16 protein-coding genes are annotated in these 19,761 nt (G+C 36.7%); 6 read left to right on the top strand and 10 right to left on the bottom strand.

Going from position 1 to position 19,761, the window contains the following annotated elements; genetic code table 11:
* Positions 1–234 precede the first annotated feature (234 nt).
* The 4 genes from murI to P3F56_RS01955 form a co-directional block, all read right to left on the bottom strand.
* Complete coding sequence (gene murI, locus P3F56_RS01970; protein WP_281153113.1) at positions 235–1,080, bottom strand: glutamate racemase; 846 nt, start codon at positions 1,078–1,080, stop codon at positions 235–237.
* Positions 1,081–1,171: 91 nt separating this feature from the next.
* Positions 1,172–3,031, bottom strand: coding sequence for an N-acetylmuramoyl-L-alanine amidase (locus P3F56_RS01965; RefSeq protein ID WP_281153111.1), 1,860 nt, complete (start codon positions 3,029–3,031; stop codon positions 1,172–1,174).
* A gap of 390 nt (positions 3,032–3,421) precedes the next feature.
* A complete protein-coding gene (locus P3F56_RS01960; protein ID WP_281153109.1) occupies positions 3,422–4,813 on the bottom strand; it encodes a cation:proton antiporter in 1,392 nt (463 codons plus the stop codon).
* A 357-nt stretch (positions 4,814–5,170) separates the two neighbouring features.
* The gene (locus P3F56_RS01955) at positions 5,171–6,007 is read right to left on the bottom strand and encodes a prephenate/arogenate dehydrogenase (RefSeq protein ID WP_281153107.1); all 837 of its coding nucleotides are present in this window, start codon (positions 6,005–6,007) and stop codon (positions 5,171–5,173) included.
* 794 nt (positions 6,008–6,801) lie between these two features.
* Between P3F56_RS01955 and lpdA the strand changes: the two genes are divergently transcribed.
* On the top strand, positions 6,802–8,232 hold the full coding sequence (lpdA, locus tag P3F56_RS01950) for a dihydrolipoyl dehydrogenase (protein WP_281153105.1): 1,431 nt from the start codon (positions 6,802–6,804) through the stop codon (positions 8,230–8,232).
* A gap of 76 nt (positions 8,233–8,308) precedes the next feature.
* On the opposite strand, the gene surE is transcribed toward lpdA, so the two are convergent.
* The 3 genes from surE to P3F56_RS01935 all read right to left on the bottom strand — a co-directional run bounded on the left by surE (position 8,309) and on the right by P3F56_RS01935 (position 10,788).
* Positions 8,309–8,986, bottom strand: a complete 678-nt coding sequence (gene surE, locus P3F56_RS01945; protein ID WP_281153103.1) for a 5'/3'-nucleotidase SurE — start codon at positions 8,984–8,986, stop codon at positions 8,309–8,311.
* Between the two features lie 642 nt (positions 8,987–9,628).
* Complete coding sequence (locus P3F56_RS01940) at positions 9,629–10,195, bottom strand: DUF721 domain-containing protein (RefSeq protein ID WP_281153101.1); 567 nt, start codon at positions 10,193–10,195, stop codon at positions 9,629–9,631.
* A gap of 410 nt (positions 10,196–10,605) precedes the next feature.
* Entirely contained in the window at positions 10,606–10,788 is a 183-nt protein-coding gene (locus P3F56_RS01935; protein ID WP_281153099.1) for a hypothetical protein, read from the bottom strand.
* 1,373 nt (positions 10,789–12,161) lie between these two features.
* On the opposite strand from P3F56_RS01935, the gene lepA reads away from it, so the two are divergent.
* The 5 genes from lepA (at position 12,162) to P3F56_RS01910 (ending at position 17,759) form a co-directional block, all read left to right on the top strand.
* Positions 12,162–13,973 (top strand): translation elongation factor 4, encoded by a 1,812-nt coding sequence (gene lepA / locus P3F56_RS01930; RefSeq protein WP_281153097.1) that lies wholly within the window; start codon positions 12,162–12,164, stop codon positions 13,971–13,973.
* Between the two features lie 306 nt (positions 13,974–14,279).
* Positions 14,280–15,389 carry a citrate/2-methylcitrate synthase gene (locus tag P3F56_RS01925; RefSeq protein ID WP_281153095.1) on the top strand — a complete coding sequence of 370 codons (1,110 nt, stop codon included), beginning with the start codon at positions 14,280–14,282 and terminating at the stop codon, positions 15,387–15,389.
* Positions 15,390–15,800: 411 nt separating this feature from the next.
* Positions 15,801–16,634 (top strand): Ycf66 family protein, encoded by an 834-nt coding sequence (locus tag P3F56_RS01920; protein ID WP_281153093.1) that lies wholly within the window; start codon positions 15,801–15,803, stop codon positions 16,632–16,634.
* Between the two features lie 117 nt (positions 16,635–16,751).
* Complete coding sequence (locus P3F56_RS01915; RefSeq protein ID WP_405054773.1) at positions 16,752–17,249, top strand: TolB family protein; 498 nt, start codon at positions 16,752–16,754, stop codon at positions 17,247–17,249.
* 27 nt (positions 17,250–17,276) lie between these two features.
* Positions 17,277–17,759 carry a TolB family protein gene (locus P3F56_RS01910; RefSeq protein WP_281153089.1) on the top strand — a complete coding sequence of 161 codons (483 nt, stop codon included), beginning with the start codon at positions 17,277–17,279 and terminating at the stop codon, positions 17,757–17,759.
* A 55-nt stretch (positions 17,760–17,814) separates the two neighbouring features.
* On the opposite strand, the gene P3F56_RS01905 is transcribed toward P3F56_RS01910, so the two are convergent.
* The 3 genes from P3F56_RS01905 to P3F56_RS01895 all read right to left on the bottom strand — a co-directional run bounded on the left by P3F56_RS01905 (position 17,815) and on the right by P3F56_RS01895 (position 19,206).
* A complete protein-coding gene (locus P3F56_RS01905; RefSeq protein ID WP_281153680.1) occupies positions 17,815–18,129 on the bottom strand; it encodes a hypothetical protein in 315 nt (104 codons plus the stop codon).
* 109 nt (positions 18,130–18,238) lie between these two features.
* On the bottom strand, positions 18,239–18,532 hold the full coding sequence (locus P3F56_RS01900; RefSeq protein WP_281153679.1) for an FAD-dependent oxidoreductase: 294 nt from the start codon (positions 18,530–18,532) through the stop codon (positions 18,239–18,241).
* Between the two features lie 137 nt (positions 18,533–18,669).
* A complete protein-coding gene (locus P3F56_RS01895) occupies positions 18,670–19,206 on the bottom strand; it encodes a hypothetical protein (protein WP_281153087.1) in 537 nt (178 codons plus the stop codon).
* Positions 19,207–19,761 lie beyond the last annotated feature (555 nt).

The raw sequence follows: 19,761 nt of genomic DNA, 5'->3' as shown, positions 1-19,761 counted from the left end.
TTGATCACTGTGCTTCTCGCTGCCCTCTATTTATTAATGATTTACGGATTACTCATCCTTGCTAAGCGGACGGGAAAATGGGTGTTTCCACCTCGCCGTAATTTAGGATAAACAAATCCATAATCATTAACGATGATTAATCAATCAAATGATAAATGTCGAGTCAAAAAAAATTGATTAATCTTTTCGGGATTGGTAACTGTATCAAGGGTACTCTTACAAACCAATCCTTTTCTATTCAAGAATTTCAGTTTCTTCCCAAGCCCAGGAAGATTTCACTATCCTTGGAAGAGAAACCGACTCAACGATTGGGCAATAACCTAACCATTGTTGGGAAACCTTCGAAAAAGTCTTAGGACAACCACTGACATAAAAACGAGTAGGTTGAGCAGTGTGGTTTCGGTATAACCCCATTAATTTCAACTCTTTTTCAGCAGCTTGTACTACAAAATTTGCAGGATCAATAAGGTTGACAGTTGAGGGGAGAATCTCATGAAAGATGGGAGCAAGATGACGGTAATGGGTACACCCGTAGATTAGGGTGTCAATGTTACGCTCCAGTAACGGACTCACATACCTTAGAGCGACCTGTTTTGTGTAAGGGTCATAGATTCGGTTTTGTTCAATCAGGGGGACAAATTCAGTACACCCTACTTGCCAGACTTGGGCATCAGGATTAATTTCTTGAATTGCTTGACGATAAGCACCACTTTTTGCCGTTGCTGGGGTGGAAATAACCCCAATGCGTTGACCTTGTTTGACGGCTGCCCTTGCTCCTGGCAAAATCACTCCCAAAATGGGAAAACTGAACTCACTGCGAACTGTCTCCAATGCCAAGGCTGAACTAGTATTACAAGCCATGATCACCATCTTGACGTTTTGTTGGGCCATCCAGATGAGAATTTCTCGAACAAACCGTAAAATTTCCGCCTCAGAACGATTTCCATAAGGTAAACGAGCTGTGTCCGCAAAATAAATGATCGATTCTTGGGGCAACTGTTGGTAAAGTTCTCGCAAAACGGTTAGCCCCCCCACGCCACTGTCGAAAACACCAATAGGGCTGTTTTGAACGTTGTTCATAAACAATTTAGCACACCACACTTTAAGTTGTTCATAATTGAAACACAGAATCTTTGGAGAAGTAAATATATCTTGGGAAGATAAATATATCTTAAAGTCTTTTTTGTCGAATATAATCTAAAATTCCTTGGGCGATCGCCTGAGCCATTTTAAGACGATAAGCAGGATTACTCAATTTACGATTGTCTTCAGTCCCCGTGACAAAGCCAACTTCGACTAAAGAAGCTGGCATTCCTGACTTTCTCAGGACATAAAACCGTCCCTTTTTTACCCCACGATCATCCACATTAACGCTACGAACAATACTGCTGTGGATAGCCTCTGATAAATCTTTATGTCCATAATAAAAAACTTCCACCCCATTGATGTGGGAACGACTCCCACCAACCGCATTGGCATGGATACTCACAAAAATATCGGCTCCCACTCGATTAGCCAAATCAGCCCGTCCTCGTAAACTTACAAAATAATCTGCGTTGCGTGTCAACTTAACTTGAACCCCTTGTTCCTGTAACAAGCGAGAAACATCTAAAGAAATAGGAAGAATAACATTTTTTTCCTCTAATCCTCTCAGTCCCACTGCTCCTGGATCTTTACCTCCATGGCCAGGGTCAATAATGACAAGTACCCGTCCCTTAGGAGCTCCTGAAGAGGAGTCAGTGGGATAAGAATTAATTGGAGGTACAGAGGCATTTGCCGGAGGTAAAATGTCAAGCGGCTTAGGCTCAGGACTAATAGCCAAAGTTTGTACAGAATTAACATCTAAAGCTAAGACTTGTTGATTAGGCTGAGTTAGCTTTCCAAAGCGAATCCCTGGAGAGGGTTTTACCAAAATTTCTACCGATTCAGGGTTAAGTTGACGAACCTTCAACTCGTAAATAGGACTATTTTTTCCTAATTGGGGGCCTACTACCGGTTCAGCTAGTTGAGTATTGGGAATGTTAATAGTGTAAACTCCTGTCCTTCGGTCAAGATTACCACGTCCTCTAATAGGTTTATTAGACTGAATTAACAGTTGAGTATCATTGTTAATTAGTTGAATGGCAGAAATAGTCGGTAGTTGATTTTGGGAAACTGAATTACTAGGGTTTTGGGAAACTGAATTACTAGGATTATTGTTAGCTGATGGCTCAGGGGAAGTTAAATCTCTGACTCGAGAAATACCTCCTTTTGGCAGGAGAACTAGTCCTCCTAACCTGGAATAATAGCCTTGCCAGTTAGGGCTATCTTTAGCTACCCGCATTGTAATGCGAGCTTCCGGGGGTGAAGTTCGGGTTTGCTCAAATCGAATCTCACCGACCCCATACTTATTTACCAATTTGGTTTGGTTAAGCAGTGACTGAGGAAGGGATGCCTCTGGCAAAATAAACTCAATAGTCTTTCTATCGTCACTACGGTTTACCTGAATCTGACTGTTACTTCCGTTGCGTTCTAATTTAATAAAAAGACCACTACGGGTCACTTGAAAGTCATTGGAAGTTCGAACAGGAGGTCCAGAGAAGGGACGAAGAGGCGCAGGGGTAGAGCCTGGAGGTAGAGAAGGAGAGGTTGATGGACGAGCAATTCGTTGGGGGGTGGGAAGGTCTACACTCCATTGAGTAGGAGAAATCCCTTTAACTGTAACTTTCTGAGGATCGAGAGTATATCCTTCGGCTAGTTCGATCACCAATCGGGTGGTTTGAGCATTGAACTGTCCTATTCGAACACTTTTAATCGTTCCTCCAATGGCTTGATTAACACTGGGACGCTCTAAAATAATTCCAGGTAAGTCAAGGACAACACGGGTTGGATTAGGAATTAATTGGGCTCTAGGTTGAACTTGAGAGTCAGTGGTAAAAACTAAGCGATTATCGTTTGACTCAAAACGCCAATATAAAAGCCTTCCTGCTTGTGCTGGGATGGCAAACAGTAATGTACTTAAGATACTCAGTAATAGCCAGTGAAATCTCACAATGATTGCTCCTGTGACACAAAGGTGGCTTGGCTGTTGGATAGGTTTAAGAGATTATAGCGATTCTCTTGTTGAGTTTGGGGGTTGGTACTGTACGTCGACAAAAGGGATTTTATACAAAAAAACAACAAATCAAGTAAAAGTCTTAGCTGTTTTACTTTGCTTTACTTATTTTGTTAATATCGACGACACACACTACATAGATTCCGGTGACAAAGAAAGGAGATTTTTCCCACTTCCTCCAGTTAACCGTTTAAGCTGTCCCATTAATGATCAAAGGTGCTATTTATTGTTGTAAAGGCCTGCTCCACTAAACCCAAAGGACGAAAAACTTCTTGTTCAGGTTTCGGATAACTTTAGTATGTTGTCAACAAACCTTGATAGCTTTTTTTAAGAACTAGGTTCTTTTTCTTGGGTCGTGGGAACTAGATCTTTAAAGACAATTCGTAACCAAGGGGGAGCAATAAAAGTTGTCAGAATAACCATCACAATAATGCCTGCTTCGGTAGACTGGGTTAAGGCCCCACTTGCAGCTCCCACTCCAGCAAACACCAATCCCACCTCGCCTCGTGGAATCATGCCAATGCCAATGGCAAGTTTATTGAGGTGAGGTTGCCCAAAAATGGTAAATCCAGTAATCACTTTACCAATAATCGCCACAGTAACTAGGAAAGCGGCAATAATTAACCCTTCTCGGTTACTGGGAATAGTTGGATTCAAGACGCTTAAATCTGTTTTTGCTCCCACACAGACAAAGAAAATCGGCACAAAAATATCAGAGACGGTGACAATTTGTTCTTCAAGTTCTTTCCGTTTCTCAGTTTCTGCAAGAATTAAACCAGCTGTAAACGAACCAAGAATTCCTTCTAATTGAATCACCTGAGCAATGTAAGATAAAATAAAAGCAAAACTTAAAGAAACCAATAGAAGTTGTCCTCTAGTTTTCATTTCATTAACTAATCTAACGTAGAGAGGACTTAACAATCGGCCGATTAGAATCGCCCCAATTAAAAAGGCTGCAGCACTAATGACAAGATAAACAAGATTGACTATTTGAATCTCACCAGTTTTAACTAAACTACCTACAACTGCCAGGATAATAATTCCTAGGATGTCGTCTAAGACAGCTGCCCCGATAATAATTTGTCCTTCTGGAGAACTTAGACGACCAATCTCGGCCAAAACCTTGGCGGTAATTCCAATACTGGTAGCAGTTAAAGCGGCCCCTGCAAACACAGAAGGAATTACGGCAATGTTGAATAAATAGACTAAACCTAATGTCCCCAGAATAAAAGGGGTAACAACACCGACAATGGCTATAATCACTGCCTGGGGTCCGACGCGAATTAATTCTTTTAGATCCGATTCTAAGCCAATTTCAAATAACAGAATTATGACCCCTAATTCCGACAATACAGAAATAAATTCTCCTTGAGCTGAAAATATGGCTTGTATGCCTTCGGGGGTTAAATCTGCAGTTAGCTGCAAAAATTGTATGATGGCTGAATCGCTAGCAGTTGCCCCTCCTTCAGGAAAGACTAATAACCCTAGGGCTGAAACTCCGACAGCCACACCTCCAACGAGCTCCCCTAGTACGGGGGGAAGATTAATCCGAAAACAGATCTCTCCTCCGAGTTTACTGGCCAAATAAATAACTACTAAACTCAAAAGGACACTGGCTAAAACTAATGCGCCATCAGCTTCACCTTCGGTTAGTGTAGCCAACAGGGGTAGCTTAGAGGCTAAATCAAGTAGAGATAATGTCGAAGTTAGTGTACTCATCCAAATCTTTATGTCAGCTATGGTATCGGCAAAAATCACTTTGATCTACTGTACAGGTTTCTCTGAAAAATCTCTGATTTTTTTTGCACTACTTTGCTGGGTCAATTTTTGTAGGATACCATAATGATTAGTCAGTTTGAAGGCTACAATTGCCATTAATCTCTACTAAAAAACAGATATTGCATTAAATAAAATTCTGTATTTAACAATATTGAGCACTTTCAATTAATAACTATTAAACTTTTTTTAATTAGAGTTAAGCTAAGTCACATTTATATAACGAAATATTTTGATTAAAAATCAAAAATAATAATTAACTAGACATCCGTACTTTGTTTGGAATTTTTTATACTTTTTTTATAAAAAATTTGTTCTTTCTTGTTGAGTTGTTTTCAAAACACTACTTAACCTGTGCCAATTTTTATGTTCAATAAAACCAATAATCTGGTCTAATTCTTGACGATATTCTAAGAGTGATCGCAACAATGCTTTTTGATTATATTCTGCCATCATTACTCCTAATTCAGGGTTTCCTCCACCGACTCTACTAGTATCTCTAAATCCTGAACTGGCTAAGTTTTGAGCTAATTTTAAAATAAAATCTTCTTTTTCTGCTAAACAGGCACTAATTAAACTAGCACTAATCATAACTGGCAAATGAGAGATCCAAGCAACTGCACAATCATGATTTTCTGAGGTACAAGTATAAACTTTAGATCCTAATTCATTCGCTATATTTTCAAGGATTTCAACGTCTTTAGAGAGATTATTTTGAGTTGGTGTAATAACATAGGGAGCATTCTTAAATAATTTTTTTTGCGCTGCGTCTATTCCCTGCTCTGCAGTTCCAGCCATAGGATGTCCTCCAATAAATTTATCCCACAACCTAGAACCTTGTTCTACAATTGATGTTTTAACTGAACCCACATCAGTAACAATTGTTTTTGCTTTTAAATGAGAAATTAACTGTTCTAACGTAGGAATAATTAATCCGATGGGAGTACAAATAAAAATGATATCTGCATTACTTAATGAGCCTAAATCAATACTAGCCTCATCAACAACTCCTCGTTCTATAGCCCGTTGACAGGTGCTTTCTCTGCGGGAAACCCCCAGAATGGTATGGCCGTGATCTCGTAGATCTAACCCTAATGACCCCCCAATTAAACCCAGTCCAATAATTCCTATTTTCATAAATTAATACTTGAGACTTAACTATGATCAATACAATCAATGGCTTTTTCTCTACCTGCCCTTAATGGAGTGACTGGACAATTTTTAAAATGATTGCTGACGAAACATTGACAAGTATTACACAAAATATAATGTATTATCTTTACTTTTTCTGAAGTATTCTGGATGGCACTCCATATTAACCAATTTAATTTAAACATAAAAGACCAAGTAAGAACAAAATAGGAAGAAACCTAAATATAGGTTAACACAAATTTTTATTTTTTAAATTAATTATCTTCATTGGGTTCATTGCGCAAAATATTGAATTTTTAAAATATAGTTTCAAATCTAATTATTGATTTCTCCAAGTCAGACAAGCAATAATATATCTATTTTTCATGATCAATGTATATATCTTTGTAAATTTGATGTACTTTGATTTATCTTTTTTGTTATTTTTTATATGATATCTTTTAAAAGAAATAAGCGTTTATTATTTTTTGCCCTTAATTTTTTAAAAAAAAGTGAGCACTAAGAAACGTACAATTCATCTAAAATACCTGAATAAGAAAATATTTATAAACAGTTGTTAGCATATATTTTTTTATTAAGAAAATCTAAATTTAGATTTTTAATAGTAAGCACTATTTAGCTGTTTTTAGAATAATCAAGATTATTAAAAGTCCTATTAACTCCAATCAAACTGCTACAATTTTTTTAAATTGGTTCCACAAGTCAAATAATTATATTCGTGTCACTCCTACCCGAACTACTCTAGACTAAAAATTAATAGGATTTCAAGGAGAACGTATATGAGTGATCAGTTTGATTATGATCTAGTTATTATTGGCGCGGGAGTCGGAGGTCATGGGGCAGCTATTCATGCCGTTAAGTGTGGACTAAAAACCGCTATTATTGAAGCAAAAGAAATGGGAGGAACCTGTGTTAATCGAGGGTGTATTCCATCTAAAGCCCTCCTCGCTGCATCAGGAATAGTAAGAGAATTACAAGATACTCATCACCTCAATAGTTTAGGAATTCAAGTCGATGGAATGGTTTTTCAACGAAAAGCGATCGCGGATCATGCTACTAATTTAGTCAATAAAATTCGGGGTGATCTTACCAAGAGTTTAAAACGTCTCAAAGTTGACATCATCAGAGGATGGGGTAAAATCCTTGACAATCAAAAAATCAGTGTGTTAACTGATGATGAGGAAAAATTTATCACCACAAAAGATATTATCTTGTGTCCAGGATCAGTTCCTTTTATCCCTCATGGTATTGAAATTGATCATAAAACTGTTTTCACCAGTGATGAAGCAGTTAAATTAGAAATTTTGCCCCAGTGGATAGCAATCATTGGTAGTGGTTATATTGGGTTAGAATTTTCTGATATCTATACAGCCCTTGGATGTGAAGTAACCATGATTGAAGCATTAGATAATCTAATGCCAGGGTTTGATCCAGAAATTTCAAAAATTGCTGAACGAGTATTAATTAAAACCCGTGATATCGAAACATATTCTGGTGTATTTGCTACCAAAGTTATCCCAGGTTCTCCTGTTACCATTGAATTAACTGATGCAAAGACAAAAGAAGTTGTAAATCTTCTAGAAGTAGATGCTTGTTTAGTAGCAACTGGACGTATTCCTGCAACGAAAAATTTGGGATTGGAAAACATTGGTATTGAAACTCAACAAGGATTTATTCCTGTTAATGATCGTTTAGAAATCTTATTAGACGGGAAAGCTGTCCCTCACTTGTGGGCTGTGGGAGATGCAACAGGCAAAATGATGTTAGCCCATGCTGCTTCAGGACAAGGAGTGATTGCAGTAGAAAATATTTGTGGACGAGATAGAACGATTAATTATCGTAGTATTCCGGCTGCTGCTTTTACCCATCCCGAAATTAGTTATGTTGGGTTAACTGAACCTGCAGCGAGAAAATTAGGGGAAAAAGAAGGGTTTACAGTAGCCTCGGTTAAAACTCATTTTAAGAGTAATTCTAAAGCCTTAGCAGAAGGAGAAACCGATGGTATTGCTAAAGTGATTTATCATCAGGGTACAGGGGAGGTATTGGGAGTTCACATTATTGGTATCCATGCCTCAGACTTAATTCAAGAAGCAGCTAATGCGATCGCGCAACATCAGTCTGTACAAAACTTGGCGTTTAATATTCATACTCATCCTACTTTATCGGAAGTTCTCGATGAAGCATTTAAACGAGCTGATTTAGCAATTTAATTTTGTATGGTGGGCAATGCCCACCTCATTTTTATACAGAAAAATTAATAGTTGATAACACTGGTTGACATTTTTACTAAATGTTAACCAGTGTTACTGTAATATTGCCAGAAAAACAAATATCTACATCTGTTCCTTGTGATCGCTGTCGTTTAGCATATTCCCCTTGATAATAATAAAACTCTCCTTGAGCCCAATAGTCCACCGGTAAGGGATGAGTACTTCTTTCACAAAATACAATTTCAGGTTCTGGGGAACCAATCTCTAAATGAGGCAAATTGACATTCCAAAAACTTCCAGAAGATAATGGGTAACTCCACAGCTTCTCTAAGACTTTAGCTGTCCATTTTGTCGCTAGGTCCCAATCAATAACTAAAGGTCGCTTAATCCAATGGGAAATGGCAATTCCTGGAATCCCATGGATAGCTGCTTCCCTGACGGCAGCTACCGTCCCTGAAATATAAATATCTACTCCTAGATTTCCTCCAGCATTGATCCCTGACAGCACCCATTTTGTTTCCTTAGCCACTTGAGTTAAAGCTAGACGAGTACAGTCTGCAGGGGTTCCATCCACAACATATTCACTGTCAGACCGCTTTTTGAGATGAATAGGTTTATTAGTCGTGACGCGGTGACCACAGCCTGAGTGTTGTTCTTTAGGAGCGATAATAACCCCTTGTCCCCCCAGGGCATTGTGTAAGGCACGAATTCCAGGGGCATCGATCCCATCATCATTAGTCAAAATAAAAGTCATGTTATGTTCTATTTTCTAAATTTATATTCAACCTTTGGCTCTTAATTTAACTCAAAATTACGCTCAGACAAAGCCGAGGTGCTAGCTTTTTAAGAAATCAAAGTTATTAACGTTAAGATTGATATTTAATTTAAACAGACGTTATTCTTACATGGGAATAATTTTTAAGTTCAGAGATAAAAAAATTTACTGAAACGACTGAGTATTTTTTTAGTAAAGCATTTTGTAATTGAATAACTTGTCTAAGATTATCCAACTTGGTAGTAGAAAGTCAAACTGCTGGGGCGCAAGCTTTCCATTCAACTTTAACTGTCACATCTAACTGCTGGCAGATTTATTTCCTACGTCATTTGGTTTAAAAATAACGATAAAAATATGATAGAAACTATTAATTTTTAATCATATTTTTAGGGTAAAAAATCATCATAATAAATGGAGGATTAAATCTCTGAGTTTAAATTATTACTAGATATACATTTAATAGTTTTTGAGGTCACTAAGATCTGAAATATATAGGTGTTTATTTAGATAAACCTATAGAGACCAAATATAAAAAAGATAATAAAAAATAGCCAACGACACTATATTAATGAGTTTATCCTCAATAAACTATTCAAAAATAATTCTTTAATTTAAGTAAAATTACTGAGAAGAAAGAGAATTAGTCTGCCATTGTTGGGTAGCACAATGCATACACAGTGACCAACGTTTTAGTTCACCAGAGGGTGTTGGACAATTACATTGAGGGCATAATGACAGACCTTGTGATTTTGCTTTCATTAACTCAGTCCAGCGCTGGAAAGCGATTGCTGGGGTCACAAAACTATCAGAAGTAGTCTGAGGTACAGGAGCTGAAAAATCAATTTTACTCGGATGAGATGATTCGACAAAAGTGTCTGTAACGAGTTTAGAATTATGCCACTGAGCTGACGAAAAACGAATATCAACAAGAGGTTCTTCAGGAAATCGAGCATTAATATTTTTGAGGAAAAGGTGGCGTTGTAACGATAAATGTTGAGCCCAAACTGAACCTGAAGTAGCTACCCAAAGTGAATTTCTTTGAATGTATAAGGGCCGAGTATGAGAAACAATTTTGGGATCAATCATCTCATGCCAATATTGGCATAGACGGGAATAACGTTGATATTGCGCCCATCCAGGTTGTTTAGCCAAAGCAGTTATTAAATGATTGATGGAATTAAAAGCCATTAAACTTCATCCTTATATACTAGTCCTATTTCAATTATCATTTGTTGTGACACTTAACGATAAAAAAATAATCATCTTAAAGTTACCTACTTTTTTTCAAAAATATTTAGAATGATTATTACTTTATCAACTTCTTGCAACTTATCTGGAGAAATGACTCGTAATGACAATTATACTTTAGTCATACCTAAAAATATCTCTCAAGCTCTCCTTGAGGCAGATATTAATAACCTAATTAACCTATAAAGGTTAATTAGGTTATTAATATAACTATTCAGAATATGCTCCGAAGAAAGTGGTAAATTGAGCACATCAATATAAAGTCTGCTGATACTCATAGACAAACGGTTTTGGACTCATTCCATATACTAGAAGATTCTCACAAAGTCGTCATTCGATGCTGAGAAAAGTTAGCTTGAATACTCGAATGTTTTATTATACCCAGGAAACTTAACCTTTGCCAAAGGGTTAAATCTAGCGCAAACTCCTAAAGAGTCTTTCTTCCTAAAGTCTTCAACAATCTTCTCTACCCAATTTAAATTAACTTCTTTTTCTTCAACTTTTAATTTGGTTGCGGTGACGTCGAAAACCATTATTTTTTTCTCACTCTCTTATGACTTCACTAAAGTTTTATTGACGCTTTTTTGCAACCTCAATTAATCTGAGCCTCTCGTCATATCAGATATATTTTAAAATCTTCTACTCTGATTTATATTAATATGACGCTCAAAATTATACGTGGTTTTAGTTAACATCTAATCCCTGCTAACAGTAACCAGCTAGATAACTTTCTAACAAAAACTACTGACGTCATTTGATAAAAATTAACCCCGCTAAGTAGTTTTAAATAAAAGTCACAAAAATAGATTATTTCCATTTATTTATGTGACAAAATTTTTGGTGTATTTAATAGTATCTTCTTTTCATCAGATTTTATCTGAAAGAATAGATTTTTAATAATAAACTCGTATTTATTTCTTAATAATAGCAGTGTTTTGATTCCATTATTATATATATTATTTTTTTACTTATGAAATATGCAGAAAATTTATAAACAATGATTATTTAATAGTCTTATTATATTTGTTAGCTTCTCTATTTTTTTTGAAAAAATTTCCATGCTTTTAACTTATATTTAATTACATAAACTAATATTAGTTTATGTAAAAACTAATAAAATTAGGCACTGTTTATTTAGAAAAGTGTAGTGCTACTTGGTCTTTCTCTTTGTTATTTTTTTTTCTAATCATTAAAAATATTTTTCTAAAAAGTCTTTTTTTGAAACAATTTTCTACTTTTACTCACTACCTAGAAATTTTATCTAGGTAGTGAGTAAACTTTAATAGTGTCTGCTATGATAATTTTGGTAATTAGATTTTAGACAGGTTTATGTCTAAAATCATAATGTTTAAAAATTAAGTTTAATTAATTTCTAAGTTTAAATTTATACTCATATCTACTATTGAGATTTCTCCCTTGTCTGGGGATATTCAATTCCCTACAACGAAGACCTATCTCCCTGTTTTAATAATTCTGAGGTTTCTCAAGGTGAGCAAGCAGGTAAATAATATCACGGCTTTTGAAAAAGTAACAAATTAATGAATTCCTTTTTCCTTTAGGACATAACCACAAAACCTATTCAGAGAGGAGAAATAGTGAGAATAAAATTATTCTAGCTCAACTTCCCCGACAAATTAAGTAATTACAATATTCTCGATAGCTTAATTTGTTAGATTTAGCCAATTAACATCTATGATTAACTAATCAAGAATTTCAGGTTTGGAAGCCAACAAATATCTGAAAGGCAAAAAGAGGACTCTTAAAAAAGAGGACTCTTAATTTACTAACTTTAAAATTGTGTCCAAGGACTTAGCAGTATTTAGTAAAATCACCATTACAATGAATAATGAGGAAGCTCTAAGTTCTGCTAAACTTATCCCCACTAGCTATTCCCACTAGAAACTATATGACCGACGTTCCTGTTTCTCGTATTCGTAACTTCTCTATCATTGCCCACATCGACCACGGTAAGTCTACTCTGGCTGACCGTATGTTGCAAGATACTGGAACGGTGGAACAACGACAGATGAAAGAACAATTCCTTGACAATATGGATCTAGAACGGGAACGAGGAATTACAATTAAACTACAGACAGCGCGAATGAACTATACTGCTAAAGATGGCGAAAAATATGTTCTGAACCTTATTGATACCCCTGGTCATGTAGATTTTTCTTATGAGGTGTCTCGTTCCTTAGCAGCTTGTGAAGGGGCTTTGTTGGTAGTAGACTCATCCCAAGGAGTAGAAGCCCAAACCTTGGCTAATGTTTATTTGGCTTTAGAAAATAACTTAGAAATTATTCCCATTTTAAACAAAATTGACCTGCCAGGGTCTGAGCCCGAACGGGTGGCTAATGAAATTGAAGAAGTAGTTGGTCTTGATTGTAATAATATTATCAAGGCATCCGCTAAGAACGGTGTCGGAATTGATGAAATTTTAGAGTCTATTGTTCATCTAGTTCCCCCACCAGAAGATATGCTGGATCAGCCCCTGAGGGCTTTAATTTTTGATAGCTATTATGATCCTTATCGGGGAGTTATTGTTTATTTTCGGGTTATGGATGGGACTGTTAAGAATGGTGATCGCATTCGGTTAATGGCTTCTGGCAAAGAGTACGATCTCGATGAGTTAGGGGTTCTTTGTCCTAACCAAGTCCAAGTAGATAGTCTACACGCTGGGGAAGTAGGCTATTTGGCCGCAGCAATCAAAACAGTAGAAGATGCACAAGTCGGGGATACGATTACCCTAGCCACAGAATTAGCCAAAAAACCTCTTCCAGGCTATGCTCAGGCCAAACCAATGGTCTTTTGTGGACTATTTCCTATCGATGCGGATCAATATGAAGATCTACGCGAAGCCTTAGATAAGCTTAAACTTAATGATGCAGCTTTGTCCTATGAACCTGAAACCTCCAGCGCGATGGGGTTCGGTTTCCGTTGTGGTTTCTTGGGATTGCTTCACATGGAAATTGTCCAAGAAAGACTAGAAAGAGAATATAATCTAGATCTAATTACCACTGCACCATCAGTGATTTATCGCGTTACCACTGTCGATGGAGAAGTTATTGAAATTGAAAATCCTAGCTTACTTCCTCCACCTCAAAAACAAGAGAAAATTGAAGAACCTTATATCCAAGTAGAAATGCTTACCCCTGAAACTTATGTGGGGACATTGATGGAATTATGTCAAAGTCGCCGTGGAGTATTTAAGGATATGCGTTACTTCACTCTATCGAGAACTGCTTTGACTTATGAATTACCTTTAGCTGAAGTGGTCACTGACTTTTTTGATCAATTAAAGTCACGCTCACGGGGTTATGCAAGTATGGAATATCATGTAATAGGCTATCGAGAAAACCCCTTAGTTAAATTAGATATTCTTGTGAATGGAGATGGGGTAGATGCCTTGGCTATGATTGTTCACCGAGATAAAGCCTATTTTGTAGGTCGCGCTCTAACAGAAAAACTTAAAGAGTTGATTCCTCGTCATCAATTTAAAGTTCCTATTCAAGCAGCGATCGGGGCAAAAGTGATTGCTAGTGAACACATTCCTGCACTGCGGAAAGATGTGTTAGCAAAATGTTATGGAGGAGACATTTCTCGCAAAAAGAAACTATTACAAAAACAGGCTAAAGGAAAGAAACGAATGAAGTCTATTGGAACTGTTGATGTTCCCCAAGAAGCGTTTATGGCTGTCTTAAAATTAGACCTACAGTAACTAGATAATAGTTAGCCCCTAATAAAAGGGTTAACTATTGTTTTTAACATTTAAGCTAAAAGGCAATGTACAGAGGAATCATAGTCATGCAATATGGCTTTTGTCGCCTTACAAAGATGGTTTTTTTGAAGATGTCAAAATTACTCTAATAACGCATTCCAATTAACTAGGATGGAGATATAAGACGTAATAGGTAAGCTTTTTAAAGCTTTTTACCTAAGTGGTAAATATATAATCTGACTATGCTACAATATGTGGGAGTTCGTGGTGTGATATCCATCTCAGTCAGTCAGATTTTTGAAGTATATGGACAATATTCCCAATCACCTCAGTAAAATCGATGGGCAGTTAGGTAAGTTAACTATATTAGGGTTTCCGTTTGAAGAACTTGCCATTAATGCCTCCTTTGAGGAGATTGTTTTTTTATTTCTGCACAGCCATCTCCCTACACAAGGTGAATTGGAGGAACTCACTGAGAAGTTATTAGGTCATCGATGTCTTGATCCCAAGATATTAGATGTCCTAAAGAGTGCAGCTGAAAATCAGATTGAGCCAACAGAGGCCTTGCGGATTGGAGTAAGTTGCCTGTCAATGGATATGCATTCACATCGTATGGATAAGGAAGGGATTAGTGGTGCACTTAAGATAATTGCATCAATTCCTGTAATTACTGCGACTTATTGGAGATTAATCAATTGCAAAACTGTGATTTCTCCCCACCCCGAATTAGGTCATGCAGCTAACTACCTCTATATGCTTACAGGAAAAGACTCTTCTCCAGAGCATGTTCGAGGACTAGAAATCTATCTCAACACAGTTGTAGAACATGGACTCAATGCGTCCACTTTTGCCGCACGAGTAGTGATGTCAACTCGCTCAGATTTTGTCTCTGCTATAACTGCAGCTATTGGTGCTTTGAAGGGGGTTCTTCACGGGGGCGCACCGGGGCCAGTTATTGACATGTTATTAGAGATCAAAGAATTTCCGGAGATAGAGCCCTACTTGCGGCATAAATTTGAAAGTAGAGAGCGTCTAATGGGTTTTGGTCATCGTATTTATCGGGTTAAAGATCCACGGGCGGTACTTCTTTCTGAAGTAGCCGAGGATCTTTGGCACCACAAGGGATCCTCCAAGTTCTGGACTCTTGCAATTGATGTCGAGAGAATTGCTTTAAGGCTACTTAAGGAATACAAACCCCACCGAAGGATTAAAACAAACGTTGAATATCACACTGCACTAGTTTTGCATGGACTGGATATTCCTACGCCCCTATTTACTAGTACATTCACAATTAGTCGAGTGGTTGGCTGGCTAGCTCATTGTTTTGAACAACTTGAACAAGATCGCATTATTCGTCCTAAATCTATATACACTGGACCGAGCGAACAAAAATGGTCTCCCATCACAGAGAGATAATCTAATCAACAATTGTCTCCTAAAAATTTGTAGTGACTTCGGATACTCCCCTAATTCAGGTTATCTCTAGCTAGTAAATTCATTAACGTAATTGCTTGAAAACCCTTTAAGATAAGGTAGATAAGCGTATCCAAATTAGCAGTGTAGAATTATATGGCACTTTATTTAGCGAACTTCTTGTGGAGTATGGTTTTGAGAAATATTATCGTCGTTATCCTTATCCTTATCACAGTTGATTCAATTTTTATTGGCTAAAGTAACACAGCCGGGCATTTTATAGTAAAAACGTTTGTCCCAATCAAAATATTAACTTTTTTAAAGACGGGGATGTTCTCTAGATATCCTAGAAGTAAAAAGTAGAAATCCCTTGTCAAAACTCGCTACTATAGGAATGGAGAATGGAGAGGGGTAATGGTAAATTTTGGGTTGAACTCAGCCAGCATTCTTGGTATATTTCTGGCAGTGGCGGGAGCCGGCTTATATTTTTTAAGGTCTGTCCGTCCTGAATTATCGAGAGATCATGATATATTTTTTGCGGCAGTAGGTTTATTATGTGGCTTGATTCTATTGTTTCAAGGATGGCGACTTGATCCTATTTTGCAGTTTGGGCAGTTCCTCCTGACTGGTTCAGTCATATTTTTTGCAGTGGAAACTATTCGACTGCGAGGCGCGACAACAGAGCAGGCTAGACGAAACTTCCCTGTCGTAGATGATGAGCGTCGAGTAAGTAAAACCCGTGTCTACACAGAGGCTGAATTGGATCGACTCGAACCCTACGAAGAAGAAGCAAAATATGCTAATAACCGCCGGTTAAGAGGGTATGAAGAACCTCGTAGTTCTAGGAGTAGTCGTCGCTCGACTCAATCCTATAGTGATCGCGAACCTACTCGTCAACGTCGTCCCCGTCGCCCCAGTTCACCCTCCCCTCAACCATATGATGCCTGGAGTGATTCTTCTGATATGTGGGAAGAACGTTCCACCCCCCGTCGTCCTCGTCCAGACACTCAAGCTCCAGAAACTACTCCTAGATCTTCTAGAAAACACCATCTCCATGCCCCATCTGATCAAAACTATTATCCTAATTCTTCATCTGAGGAGGCTACATTAGACGATTATGTCGATTATCAACCTATTAATCAACCACAACGCAAACTAGGAAAGGAAATAAATCCATCGAGTACTGATCAGGAATCAAAGAGTGATCACTATGATGATGATTCGAATCCTACCCGTTTCGATTATTAATCTAGATTAATTCAAGTGAAAATTAGACCAATAAAATTAGCCCCAGAAAATTCGTCCAAACTTTTTTCTAGTAAAAGGTTGGGTTTATGTTTTCCGTTGCATTACTTGGTTCTATTAATTTTAATAAGTTCGCTGAATTCTTGTACTTTTGTTAACCGTTCTCAGGCTTTGGGTGGACTTAATAGTCGCTATAATGATGGTCAACCAGCCCTAAGTGGTGATGGACGCTGGTTGGCTTTAGTCTCCAATCGTAATGGCACCAGCCAGATTTTACTTTATGATTTGCGGGGAAAACAGTTAGTCAATTTACCTGGACTGAATCAGAATAATGTTGTTCTCGACAGTCCCAGTTTAAGCCGAACAGGACGCTATATGGTGTATGTTTCTAGTATTCGAGGACGGCCAGATGTTGCTTTATATGATCGCGCCACCAGACAGGCCGAATTGTTAACCCAAGGGTATCGAAGTTGGGTAAGAAATCCCCAAATTAGCCCCGAGGGACGCTATATTGTTTTTGAAACAGCAAAGCTGGGTCAATGGGATGTTGAAGTGTTCGATCGCGGTCCTTTAATAGAGTTAGATATTCCTGATGGTGCTTCAGTTGTTAACCCTTAAATGGTGAAGTGTTTTGTCTTTATTTTGATGGCAATTTTGACCACTCTTTTGAATAGTTGTGGCGGTTATCCCCGTCTCCTGAGATTTCCCCTTGATCCGGGGGGAAGAGGATTAAATAGTCGCTCTTCAGAATTAACCCCCCAAGTCACTTCTTCCTATATCATTTTTGTGTCTGATCGCAATGGATCTCAAGATGTTTATTTATTTAATGCACAAAAACGACAGTTGATTGATTTACCGGGACTAAATTCTCTCGATGAAGTCGCTTCTCACCCTTCAATTTCTGAAGATGGCCGCTACATTGTTTTTGCGACGAGTCGTCAGGGAAAATCAAATATTTATCTTTATGATCGCCAAAATCAACAAAAACGTAGCCTCACTGAAAATCTACAAGCAGAAGTTCGTAACCCTATGATTAATGCAGATGGTGATCGTGTTGTTTTTGAGATTGCTCAAGATGGTCAATGGGATATCATGGTTTATGATCGTGCAGGAAACCCTATTGATTAATATTTTTGTAGCAGATGTTAACTCGGTTTTCTTCGCTAAAAGAATAACAGCTAGTCTAGAAAAGCCATGATAATTTTTCTGACAACTTGCATAAAAAATTGGTTTTTTGAGATTTTTTATCTTTCCACTGATGGACTTTTTTGGATAAAATCGCAGAAATACTTAGGGACGGGGGAAATAGATGTGCTAAATCTTGAATAGGGATTTTTCGATTGATAGCCAACGCAATTATCCCGATTAATTCTTCCGCTTGAAACCCCAGAAAATGAAACCCCAAAATCTCTCTATTCCACTGGATAATAAGTTGACAAACACCTGTTATTTCCCCCATAATTTTGGCTTTACATGAGGTTTTAAAATATTCTTCAATCGCAATAATATTGGTTTTATATTATTGTCTTACCTCTGTTTCTGTTAGTCCAACAGTGCTAAAAGTAGGGTGAGTAAAAGTTACACAAGAAAGATGACAGTAGTTTACCTTAAAACAAAAAAAATAACCTATTTTTTAGGGCAAAACTAGCTTTATATTTAGCAATATTAGAGGGTTTACAACCACCAATAGCACTGCTACAAGCATAAATTTTAGTGTTAGTTGTTTGGAGTTTTTGATTGACTTTAATTGTCTGAAAAGTAAATTTAACTTTTACTCCTTCTAAATTGAAACCTTTGATATTTGGTTTATTTCCCATAGCTATAATGATTTCATCAGCTTCAATTTCTTTTTTTCCAACGGTTACCCATTTTCTTTTATTAATTTCTTTTACTTCAGTTATAGAACTTTTGGTTAATATTTGTATACCTTCAGCTTCTAATTGTCCTTGAAATAATTAAATAACTGAAAAATCTTTTTCGGGTAAAATATTAGACTGTTCAACAACCAAAGTAATTTTTTACCTAAACAGCCTAAATTTTAGGCTAATTCGATTCCAATGGTAGTTTTACTGAGAATAATTATCTCATGAGGAAGATTATCTAAAGAAATGGTTTCTGCGGTTAAAAAACCTACTTCTAAGAGGCCAATAATAGGAGGAATTAGAGAAATAGAACCAGTCGCAATAAGATAAGTGCGCGAGCGCAATTTTCGACGGGGTAAGACGAAAGCTTGTTGTGGAAAACGACAAAATTCTCCAGATTCAACAATGACATCTACCCCCATTGCTGCTAATACCGCGGGAGAATGTTGTTCTTTTAAATTGGTTTTGAATTGTTGCGTCCAAGTCTTAATATGAGTTGGGTTAAAATTAGATAGAGAAAAGTCAGGAACAAGATCCCATTGAGTTGTTATTTTCCATTGTTGTTCAAGATAAGTTAAATAACCAAGAGTATAGTGCTCAATATTTGTATAATGGTTATTGTTCTTGTCTCCCATAACCCAGGCAACATGGACTTTAAGTTTAACTGCTTCTGGAGTATTTCCAATCACAACTAGATCATAGTCTAGAATCATTTTAAACTTAAAAGCTACTCTGTCTTAACAAGAAGAATTCTAACAGATTTACAATTTTTCTAAACAATAAAAAGTAGGAATTAATCTTCTAAAATGGGAGCACTAATCAGACAGATATTAAAGTTTAGTTATAAACTGATAATGTCTTATATTGACTTTGTTTAAATTTTAATTTTTATAGAAAAAATAGAACTTTTTTTCTATAAAACTACTAATAATATTTTTTTCAGTATTATTTAAATAATTAATTTCCTTTATCAAGGATATATTTATGTCTAAAAACAAGAAAGATATAAATTCACTTGTGCCTAAATATATCGCTCAAAATAAGAATAAAAGTAGTAATTTTATGTTTAAGCAGATGATAATAGAAAGTCAAATAAATTCTATATAGAGTAATTTTTTAAAAAAATTCAATTAAGAAAACAATTTTTAGTTCAGGTAGAGCATTCAAGAAAAAGAAGAATTGTGAAATTTTCAGAGAAGTTACAGAGGAAAGGAATAGATGTAGATTTTTTTAAAAAAATTACTCAGCGCATATTAAGTAGTTTAGTT

It is taken from the genome of cyanobacterium endosymbiont of Epithemia clementina EcSB (assembly GCF_029919255.1).
In the GTDB taxonomy this organism is placed as follows: domain Bacteria; phylum Cyanobacteriota; class Cyanobacteriia; order Cyanobacteriales; family Microcystaceae; genus Rippkaea.
This window is presented reverse-complemented; position numbering and strand designations above follow the sequence as displayed.